Annotated in this window: 2 protein-coding genes and 1 riboswitch; both genes read left to right on the top strand. The window is 62.3% G+C overall.

What is annotated here, in order from left to right; translation table 11 throughout:
- Positions 1–178 precede the first annotated feature (178 nt).
- A riboswitch (FMN riboswitch) is annotated at positions 179–323 on the top strand.
- Between the two features lie 77 nt (positions 324–400).
- A complete protein-coding gene (locus EOC06_RS36795; RefSeq protein ID WP_127322552.1) occupies positions 401–874 on the top strand; it encodes a 6,7-dimethyl-8-ribityllumazine synthase in 474 nt (157 codons plus the stop codon).
- A 163-nt stretch (positions 875–1,037) separates the two neighbouring features.
- Positions 1,038–1,738, top strand: a 701-nt coding sequence (locus tag EOC06_RS36790) for a class II fructose-bisphosphate aldolase (RefSeq protein ID WP_128310087.1), incomplete at its 3' end; no start/stop codon positions are given.

Here is a 1,738-nt window from a genome sequence, read left to right as displayed (position 1 = left end):
GCGTCTTTCTCCCCGTCACTATACGGGGAGAAATGCCCGGCAGGGCAATGAGGGGCGGCGCCGACTCGGCAATTGGTGGTCTCCGCCACAAGTCGGAACCTCTCATTGGTTCTGGAGCGATTGCCCTGATAGGTCTCCCCGGTTGACAGCAGCGCCCTGCCCTTTCATACAAAGCCGTTAATGTTCTCAGGGCGGGGTGAAAGTCCCCACCGGCGGTGAAGGTTTCGACCCAAGCCCGCGAGCGCTTTCCGGTTTCGGAAAGGTCAGCAGATCCGGTGTGATTCCGGAGCCGACGGTTAGAGTCCGGATGGAAGAGAACGAAACGGAAGCCGGCCCGCTCTTCGCGGGCTTAATCCGTATCGTGCGTCCTGATTCTGGTTCGAAACGGAAGGATGGACCCATGAATCAGCATTCCCATAAAGACTACGAAAAGACTCGCATCGCCGTTATCCGCGCGCGCTGGCATGCCGACATCGTCGACCAGTGCGTGCAGGCCTTCGAAGCGGCACTGGCTGACATCGGAGGCGAGCGCTTCACCGTTGACGTCTTCGACGTGCCGGGCGCCTATGAAATCCCCCTGCATGCCAAGACCCTGGCCGGGACCGGCCGCTATGCCGCGATCCTCGGCGCCGCCTTCGTCGTCAATGGCGGCATCTACCGGCATGAGTTTGTCGCCAGCGCGGTGATCGACGGCATGATGAACGTGCAGCTGTCGACCGGCGTGCCGGTGCTTTCGGCGGTTCTCACCCCGCACAACTACCACGACAGCGCCGAGCACCACCGCTTCTTCTTTGAGCACTTCACCATCAAGGGCAAGGAGGCGGCCAATGCCTGCGTGCAGATCCTGGCGGCGCGGGAATTGATCGCGGCTTGAGGTTGTCGAACAGGCCGGATTTCAGCCCTGCAACAAGAATTGCGATCGAGAAGAGCGCTGAAGGTTGCGGTTGGCTCGAAATCCGGCCAGAAGCATCAAGGGCCGGCCGGCAACCGGCCGGCCCGCGACGTTGCGCTTGAAACCAGATACGGGAGACTATTGGGTGGCTCGCATAACACTGAGACAATTGCTCGACCACGCCGCCGAATACGGCTACGGCGTGCCCGCTTTCAACATGAACAACATGGAACAGGGCCTCGCCATCATGGAGGCCGCCGAGGAGACCAAGTCGCCGGTCATCCTGCAGGCCAGCCGCGGCGCGCGCGCCTATGCCAATGACGTGGTGCTGGCCAAGCTGATCGACGCGCTGGTCGAAATCCATCCCGACATTCCGGTCTGCATGCATCTCGACCATGGCAACAACGAAGCCACCTGCGTCACCGCGATCCAGTACGGCTTCACCTCGGTCATGATGGACGGGTCGCTGAAGGAAGACGGCAAGACGCCGGCCGACTACGGCTACAATTCCGGCATCACCAAGCGCGTCGTCGACATGGCGCATTGGGGCGGCGTGTCGGTGGAAGGCGAAATCGGCGTGCTCGGCTCGCTGGAGAGCGGCGGCGGCGAGCAGGAAGACGGCCACGGCGTCGAAGGCGCCATCAGCCACGACCAGCTTTTGACCGATCCGGAACAGGCGGTCGAGTTCGTCAAGGACACCCATGTCGATGCGCTGGCGGTTGCCATGGGCACCAGCCATGGCGCCTACAAATTCTCGCGCAAGCCCGACGGCGCGGTGCTGGCCATGAACGTCATCGAGGAGATCCACCGCCGGCTGCCGAACATGCATCTGGTCATGCACGGCTC

The organism is Mesorhizobium sp. M7A.F.Ca.MR.362.00.0.0 (genome assembly GCF_004023175.1).
Taxonomy (GTDB): domain Bacteria; phylum Pseudomonadota; class Alphaproteobacteria; order Rhizobiales; family Rhizobiaceae; genus Mesorhizobium.
This window is presented reverse-complemented; position numbering and strand designations above follow the sequence as displayed.

Excerpts from the sequence above, each read along its gene's own strand:
- EOC06_RS36795 (WP_127322552.1), top strand. The coding sequence starts at position 401 with ATGAATCAGCATTCCCATAAAGACTACGAAAAGACTCGCATCGCCGTT.